The following is an 8,314-nucleotide window of genomic DNA, read 5'->3' as shown; positions in this document are numbered from 1 at the left end:
GTCCAGGGGCGGATCAACCAGAAATCGCGGCGAGCCGTTCAATGGCTCGCTCGGGGTTGTCACCGCGGTTTACTTCGAGGTTTTCCTGCGCTGCGCCTCAGGGCTTGCGAGGTAGTGCGTAATGACTTCGACACCCCGGTTGAGGTGGTTTTCGAGCAACATCACCGAGTGCTCGATATCCCGGTCCTCGGCGGCCCGCAACAGCGCTCGGTGATCCTCCTGGGACAGTTTGCCCAGGCCCATGGCTTCCAGGTTGAATCGCAGGAAGCGTTCCTCTTCGTTCAACCCGTCTTCGACCAGCTTCAGCAGCCGCTGGTTGGGGGCTTTGTTGTAAAGCGCCATGTGGAACAGGCGATTGAGCCGGCCGATCTCGGTGTAGTCGTGTTCCGTTTCCAACTCGTCGATGTAGTGTGCAGCCTGTTTGAAATCGGCGTCTTCAAGCAGGGGGATCGACCGACGCAAGGCTTCGGACTCCAGCAGGATCCGCAACTCATAGGTCTCTGCCGCATCGCCCTGAACCAACGGTGCGACCACCGCGCCTTTATGGGCGATCACGTTGAGCAGCGCTTGCGCTTCAAGCTGGCGCAAGGCTTCGCGCACTGGCATGCGGCTAACGCCGAACAGGTCGGCGAGGTCTTGCTGACGCAGGGCGGTGCCGCAAGGAATTCGACCGTCGAGAATGGCCGCGCGCAGGGTTTCTTCGATCACCGAGCGTGCCAGATGAGCGGGAATCGGCCCGTTGACCTTGATGCTGCTGAGAGGGTTGGGCTTCTGTGTCACGACAAACGCACCCTGATTGGCTGAAGTATTTGGATCCAAATGGACACTAGTGACTGCCTGACGGGTTGTCAAACGGTCAAAAGGCGCAGTCTTCGGCAGCTCCTGCAGACTTCGGCACAGGAGTTGCCGAAGGCTGCGATCTTTTTATTGCACCCGTAATGCAAAGTTTAGCGTGTTGGCGGTGATCTCACCGTGCCATTGTCTTTTAGCAGACTAACCTTCACCATCAAGCCAGATTTCCATCTGCCTGATCTGGATGCCTCGCATTGGCGGTACGTTTCGCGATCCCTCGGACTTTGCGCTGGCTAGGCTGCGCACTGCTGCTGGCCGGCGTCATGCTGGGCGGGCTGCATGCCGACTGGGATTTTTCGCTGATCAGCCGTCGTGCGCAGGCATTGTACGGGCCTTTGGGTGAAGGGCGGCAGCGCATCGATGCCTGGCAGCAGTTGCTGGCCACGCAAAAACAAGTCGGCGAGCTGGAGCAGCTCAACGTGGTCAACCAGTTCTTCAACAGGCAGATGCGCTACGAAGAAGACATCGACCTGTGGCACGAGGTCGATTATTGGGAAACTCCCATCGAAGCCTTGTGGAAGGGCGCCGGCGATTGCGAAGACTACGCTATCGCCAAGTATTTCAGTCTGCGTCATCTTGGTGTCTCCAGTGACAAGCTGCGCATTACCTACGTCAAGGCTTTGCGCCTGAACCGCGCGCACATGGTGCTGACCTACTACGCGAGCCCCGAGGCCATGCCTTTGGTGCTCGACAGCCTGATCGATGCAATCAAGCCCGCCAACCAGCGAACCGATTTGCTGCCGGTCTACTCTTTCAATGCCGAAGGGTTGTGGCTGCCGGGTGCCAAGGGCAACAAGAAGGTCGGAGACACCAAACGCCTGTCTCGCTGGCAGGACGTGTTGAAGAAAATGCAGGCCGAAGGTTTCCCGGTCGAGACGATTAACTAGGAGCACGCGCTCAGATGTCTTTGTTCAAACAGCTGTTGATCGCTATTTGTCTGTTCCTGGTGGTCGCCTTCACCGGCAGCTTCATGGTCAGTCTGGAAAGCTCTCGCACCCAGTACGTCAACCAGTTGCGTTCTCACGCCCAGGACGCCGCGACGGCATTGGCGCTGTCCCTGACGCCGAACATCGACGACCCGGCGATGGTCGAGTTGCTGGTCAGCTCAATCTTCGACAGCGGTTACTACGCGAGCATCCGCGTGGTCGATCTGGCCAATGACAAGACGATTGTCGAGCGCAGCGGCATCCCCGCGGTCACCAACGTGCCCGACTGGTTCGTCAAACTGATCGGCCTGGAACCGGCCGGTGGCGATGCGATTGTCAGCCGTGGCTGGGAGCAGGCCGCGCGGGTCGAGGTGGTCAGCCATCCGATGTTCGCGTTGGCCAAGCTGTGGCAGAGCGCGTTGGGCAGCCTCGGCTGGTTGCTGCTCTGCGGCGCGGTGAGTGCGGTGCTGGGCGCGTTGTTGCTGCGTCGGCAACTGAAGCCGCTGGACTACATGGTCAAGCAATCCCATGCCATTGCTCGCCGGGAATTCTTAAGCCTGCCAGAACTGCCGCGCACCCCGGAACTGCGCCGGGTGGTGCAGGCCATGAACCAGATGGTCGAGAAGCTCAAGGCGCTGTTCCAAGAGCAGGCCGAACGCAGTGAAAAGCTGCGGGCCGAGTCCTATCAGGACAACCTGACCGGCCTGGCCAACCGGCGCTATTTCGAAATGCAATTGAACGCGCGTTTGAACAACTCGGAGCAGGCCAGCTCCGGTTATTTGCTGCTGTTGCGGGTGAAGGATCTGGCCGGTTTGAACCAGCGGCTGGGCGGTCAGCGTACCGATGAATTGTTGAAAGCGGTCGGCGAGCAGTTGTCCCGCGAGTGTGCCAAGTACCCGGAAACCCAGAACCTCGTGACGCGTATTCGTGGCGGGGAATTCGCCGTGCTGGCACCGGGGCTGGTGCGTGAAGAAGCGCTGCAACTGGCGAGTAATCTCGAAAGTGCCTTGGGGAGCCTGCATGCGACGGGCGCCACGGACGTGGCTTCGGTGGCTTCAATCGGGTTGGCGCCGTTTGCCCATGGCGACTCGCCGCAAGCGGTGATCGGCTTGGCGGATCAGGCACTGGCCCAGGCAGAAAGCCAGGGTGAACCGAGCTGGGCATGCCTCGATCAGGGCGCGCCGGCGCGGGTTGGCGACGATCACCACGCCTGGCACACCCTGCTGGATCAGGCGCTGAACCAGCAGCGTTTCGAGCTGTATTTCCAGCCGGTGGTGGCCAGCCACGACACAGAGTTGGTGCTGCATTACAAAGTGCTGTCGCGCCTGCTCGACGAGCAGGACCAGACCATTCCCGCCGGGCGTTTCTTGCCATGGCTTGAGCGTTTCGGCTGGACCGCGCGACTGGACCGTTTGATGCTGGAGTTGGTGCTCGAGCAGATGGTCGACCATGAGGAGTCGCTGGCGCTGAACCTGTCTTCGGCGACACTGGCGGACCCGCAGGCGCTGAACGCAGTGTTCGATATCCTGCGTCAGCATTCGAATCTTGGCGAACGACTGACCCTGGAAATCGGCGAAGAGCAACTGCCCGAGCAGGCGGTACTGGAGCAGCTGACGCGGCGTTTGCGCGAGCTTGGGTTCTCGCTGAGTCTGCAGCGTTTTGGTGGGCGCTTCAGCATGATCGGCAACCTGGCGCGGCTGGGGCTGGCGTATCTGAAGATCGACGGCAGTTACATCCGCGCGATTGATCAGGAGAGCGACAAGCGCCTGTTCATCGAGGCGATTCAGCGAGCGGCGCACAGCATCGATTTGCCGTTGATTGCCGAGCGGGTCGAGACCGAAGGGGAGTTGTCGGTGATTCGCGAGATGGGGTTGTACGGGGTTCAGGGGCAGTTGTTTGGTGAGCCGAAGCCTTGGGAGTAGCCCGCTCATCATTCCCACGCAGAGCGTGGGAATGATCGGCGTCAGGGGTTAAATCAACCCCGTCTCATCATCATCGATCAACTGGCTCAACCCGCCCAACGCCTCACGTGCCTGGGTCCGGTCCATGAGCTTGGCTTGCGCAGCCGGCGGCAGGTCGGTGACGCGGATCACGCCTTTTTGGGTCAGCACCTGAATCAAGTCGTCGAGTACCCGAATCATCTCCAGGTCGCTCTGTTTGAGCTGCTTGAGGCTAGTTTCCACCACTTCGTGGGCAAACCAGGCCTGGATTTCATGGTGGTCGGCCGGCAGCGTTTCCGTGGCCTCGGCGTAGGCCGTGGCTTCCACGCGCACTAACTGACCTTGCGCATCGCGTTGCACGTAAAACATTAAGCATCCCTCGGAAATGGACCAGCGTCGTGCTGTCAGCAGCATAGGCCAACGCAGGCGAGTATGCGGTGCGACGACGAAATCGTCACCCGTGAGGTGTGGGCATACATGACGGCCGCCCGGTTGGGGCGGCCGTCAGCCTGCGTATCAGCTGTTGTTGTGATCGATCTTGATGGTCGGGTCACTACCGGCAATCAGCGAGTTGATGCTGGCGCTGGACCAATTGTTACCTTCCAGTTTGATCGTCACGTCCGGGGTGGTCGCTGCGGCATCGGCGCCGTTGAACTTGCCGGCGGAGCTGACTTGCAGGGACGACACGCCGTCCACGGTGGTGATCTTCAGGAAGTGGTCAATCGTGCTGCCGCTTTCACCCTGCAACAAATCACGCAGGTCGATGCGGTCGCCTTCGCTGGCCTTGAAGTCCTTGATCACGTCGCTGCCGGTGTCGCCAGCCTTCCAGATGAAGGTGTCGGCACCTGAGCCGCCAATCAGGATGTCGTTGCCTTGGCCGCCGATCAGCGAGTCATTGCCGGTGCCGCCGAGCAGGATGTCATTGCCCTTGCCACCGTCGAGGAGGTCGTTGCCGCCCTGGCCGAAGAGAATGTCGTTGCCCGCGCCACCCAGCAGCGTGTCGTTACCATCGTGAGCGCCAGACACGTCGAACGCGGTGTAGTGCTCGGTGATGTACTGGTGCACGTTGCTGGTGGTGACTTTGCTGACGTCGACGCCGGTTTGCTGGGCGACGAACGCCTGCATCGCCTGATAACCCTCGCCGGCAATGCCATTGAAGCTCACCAGATCGCCGAACAGGAGGTCGTTGCCGTCACCGCCGCTGACCGTGTCGGCACCCGGCATTGTCGCTTCGGTATGGCCGATGATCGAGTTGGCCAGGTCCTTGGGGTCGATGTTGGTTTGTGGCGTTTGATCCGAATCGTACGGCTTGAGGTCGGTGAGGGTGACGTCCTTGTTCAGGCCGATGGCCTCCACCGTCGACACGTTGCTCAGCAACGTGAAGCTGCTGCTGGAGTTGTCGATGGTAGTGGAATCGGTGCTGCTGCCGGTGCCATCGCGATAGGACAATTCGTACGTACCGTTACCCTCGGCATGCAGGGTGCCCAGTTCGGAACTGCTCCAGCGGCCAGAGTTTTTCAGAGTCTGCAGCGTGACGTTGCCGGCGCTGTCGATGCTCAGGTAGTGAGTGCTGTCCAGATAGTTGGAATAGGTCTGCCCCAACTTGTAGTTGGTGGTGGTGATGACATCATCGAGCTTCACGTTGCCGTACAAGGTCGGGTTGGTCTGCTCGCCGCTCTGGTAGTAGGTCGGCTTGCCATCGGTGATGAAGTACGTGAGGTTCTTCGCACCGGTGTTGGCAATGGCGTCAGCACTCTGGAACCAATTGGCCGTGGTTTTGAACACGTCCTCGTAGTTGGTGCCGCCGCCCGACGACATCGAATCCAGAACGGATTTGAGCAAAGTCAGCGCGTTCGGGTCGTTCAGGTTCACCGACACCGATTTGTTGACCTGAGTATCGAAGTCCACCAGGAAGATATTCACGGTCCCGGAGTTGCCGCCCAGGCTTTGCTTGAGGGTGTTGAACACCGCCGTCAACGAATCCTTGGCGGCATTGATCGACGTGCTGCTCATGCTGCCCGAGCTGTCGACCATGAACGCGATGTTGTAATTGGTGCCTGGCACCACGGTCAGCCCGCCGATGTCGGCGATCATGATGTCGTTGCCGTCGGTGCCGGTGATCGTGTCGTCGGCCGCCGTGGCGGTCACGGCGTTGTAGACCGCCGGGTATACCGTGACCGGAATCTGCGCGGTGCTCAGTGCGGAACCACCGAGTGCTTCGGTGGATGTCGAGGTCACGGTCAGGGTGAACTGGCCGTTGTAGTACGGCGGCGGGGTGACGGTCAGGCTGCCGAGATTCCAGCCGGTAACGTTGGCTTCGCCGTTGGTGGTGGTGAAGGTGTGGCCCGCGCCATCGCTGAGCACGGAGCCCGCCGGCATACCGCTGATCTTCACGCTCAGGCTTTCAGAGCCGTCGGTGTCGGTCAGTGCGGTCTTGATCGCGGACAGGTGAACGCTGGTGCCTTCGGCGCCTTCGTTGAGTTTGTAGCCGTTGTAGTAGCCTTCGCCATTGGTGCCGTGCAGGTCGGAAACCGTCACGCCAGAGGCGGCCAGATCCGCCACGCCGGTGTACAGCGGCACGCCGGCGCTGCTCAGGTCGACCGCTGTACCGCCGTTGACCGACAGGTTGACGTCATAGCTGCCGGGGCCACTCTGGTTGTGGTGGTAGATGTCCAGGGTGTAGTAACCGCTGGTGGTCGGGGTGAACGAACCATTCAGCTTGCCGCCTGCACCCCAAGTCGTCGCGGCCACGTTCTGGCCACCGATGGTCACCAACAGGCTGTCATCGCCGGTACCGCTGAAGGTGTACGTCTTGCCGGCTTCCAGGTAGATCAGGCCGGATGTTTTCGAGGCCGTGCCGGCGGTGACGCCGCCGTCGGACTGAACGTTGGTCACGGTGCCGGTGGAGTTCGGCGTGCCTGCGGCGTCGATGACCGATTTCAGCGTGCCGGACGGCGCGCCACTACCATCGGTGCCCAGGCCCGACAGGCCGGTCCAGACTTCCTTGATCAGTCCGGTGGACTTGACGCTGTTGTCCGCGACGCTCAGGGATGGCGCGTCGGCAACCGGCGTGATGTCGATTTTCACCGTGCCGGTGTTGCCCAACAGTTGACCGTCGGTTGGCTGGAACTGGATCTGCGCGTAGTCCGCCTGGTTATTGCCCGCACCGCTGCCACCATAGCCGTCAACGCCCGATTCATTGGCATCCGGCGTGAAGCGCAACTTGCCGGCGTCGATGTCGGCCTTGCTGATGGTCTGGTTGGTCGTTACGTCTTTCCAGGTCGCACCGTCCAGGTACTGCAATTTGCCTTCGCCCGGCAGCTGAGTGATTTTCACCCCCAGGTTGGCGGCCGGACTGTCGACATCGCTGACGCCGAAGGTCGACCAGCCGAGGATCAGCGGGGTGTCTTCGGTACCGGTGACGTTAACTGGCGCGGCGGTCGGTGCGTCATTCACGGCCACCACGTTGACCGTGGTGGTTGCGGTGTTGGAGTAATTGCTGCCATCGGTCACCGTCACGGTGATGATCMGCGGCACGGTGCTTGGATCCTCACTGCTGTTGGTGAAGCTGATGTTTTTGATCTGCTGCATGTAGTCGGCCAGCGTCGCGTTGCCCGACAGGGTCAGGGTGACCGTACCGTCCTGGCTGTTGGCGTTGATGCTGATGCCATTGACACTGTTGCCGAGGTTCAGCGCATCGCCCGGCTGACGGTTGGTCAGCACGATAGTGGCGCCGGTCAGCATCGTGCTGTCCGGGTCGGTGATGCTCAGGTCGGTGTCGCCGATCGAGACGCCCTGGCCGGTGGTGCCTTCGGTGAAGGTCACGTTGTAGTTGGCCCCGGTGGCGCCGCTGGAGTTGTTGGCGTCCAGGTCGAGAACCGGCGCGGCATCGTTGTCGATGATCGAGGTGCTGACGCTGCCGTTGGTGCTGCTGACCGCGAGGTTTTCGAAGTTGCCGCCGGTGGCCGAGTCGATCTTGACCACGAAGTTCTCGGTACCCTCGGTGAGCTTGTCCTCCAGCGTCGCGACGTTGAAGCTCGCGCTGCTCGCGCCGGCCGGGATCTTCACGGTGTACACGCCGGTGAAGTCCGAACCGTCGGCGGCGGTACCGCTGTAGACGATTTTCAGGGTCACTTCGTTCTGCGCCGGGTGGGTCAGGCTGACGGTGTAACTGGCGGTCTGGCCTTCGGTCACCGAGGTACTGCCGCTGATGCTGACTTCGGTTTTGTCGATGGTATCGGTGACGGTGGTGACCGCCGGGGCAGTGTTCGGCACCAGGTTCTCGAAATTGCCACCGGTGGCGGTGGAGATGGTGGCCTGGACCGTGCCCGCATCCTTGTAAACGTCATCGGATGGAGCCGGGACGGTCACGGTGCCGGTGGTTTTACCGGCRTCGATGGTGATTACGGCGCCRTTGCTCAGGGTCACGGTGACCGGTGTGCCGGCGGCRTTGGTCAGGGTTGCGGTGTAAGTGATCTGGCCACCTTCGGCTACCGAGTTGGATGCGCTCAGGCTGAGGTTGGTGGTGTCGACGGTGTCGGTCACGGTGGTGCTGACCGGCGTTTTGTCCGCCACCAGGTTCTCGTAGTTGCCGCC

Annotated in this window: 4 protein-coding genes and 1 pseudogene; 2 read left to right on the top strand and 3 right to left on the bottom strand. The window is 61.2% G+C overall.

Annotated elements, in window-relative coordinates:
* Positions 1-69 precede the first annotated feature (69 nt).
* Positions 70-780 carry a GntR family transcriptional regulator gene (locus AC1DLB_RS13855; RefSeq protein WP_018930303.1) on the bottom strand — a complete coding sequence of 237 codons (711 nt, stop codon included), beginning with the start codon at positions 778-780 and terminating at the stop codon, positions 70-72.
* A 266-nt stretch (positions 781-1,046) separates the two neighbouring features.
* Between AC1DLB_RS13855 and lapG the strand changes: the two genes are divergently transcribed.
* Together lapG and lapD are read left to right on the top strand one after the other, a co-directional pair.
* A complete protein-coding gene (lapG, locus tag AC1DLB_RS13850; protein WP_018930302.1) occupies positions 1,047-1,739 on the top strand; it encodes a cysteine protease LapG in 693 nt (230 codons plus the stop codon).
* Between the two features lie 14 nt (positions 1,740-1,753).
* Positions 1,754-3,700, top strand: a complete 1,947-nt coding sequence (lapD, locus tag AC1DLB_RS13845; protein ID WP_477744679.1) for a cyclic di-GMP receptor LapD — start codon at positions 1,754-1,756, stop codon at positions 3,698-3,700.
* A gap of 48 nt (positions 3,701-3,748) precedes the next feature.
* On the opposite strand, the gene AC1DLB_RS13840 is transcribed toward lapD, so the two are convergent.
* Together AC1DLB_RS13840 and AC1DLB_RS13835 are read right to left on the bottom strand one after the other, a co-directional pair.
* A complete protein-coding gene (locus AC1DLB_RS13840; RefSeq protein ID WP_018930300.1) occupies positions 3,749-4,087 on the bottom strand; it encodes a hypothetical protein in 339 nt (112 codons plus the stop codon).
* 147 nt (positions 4,088-4,234) lie between these two features.
* Positions 4,235-8,314 (bottom strand): annotated as a pseudogene (locus AC1DLB_RS13835) (LapA family giant adhesin); the annotation flags it as partial.

The sequence above is a fragment of the Pseudomonas sp. 05N434 genome (genome assembly GCF_056396965.1).
Note: the sequence above shows the minus strand (reverse complement) of the source record. Positions and strands in the feature narration are given on the sequence as shown.

Coding starts and splice junctions, on each gene's coding strand:
- lapD (WP_477744679.1), top strand. CDS start 1,754: ATGTCTTTGTTCAAACAGCTGTTGATCGCTATTTGTCTGTTCCTGGTG.
- AC1DLB_RS13840 (WP_018930300.1), bottom strand. CDS start 4,087: ATGTTTTACGTGCAACGCGATGCGCAAGGTCAGTTAGTGCGCGTGGAA.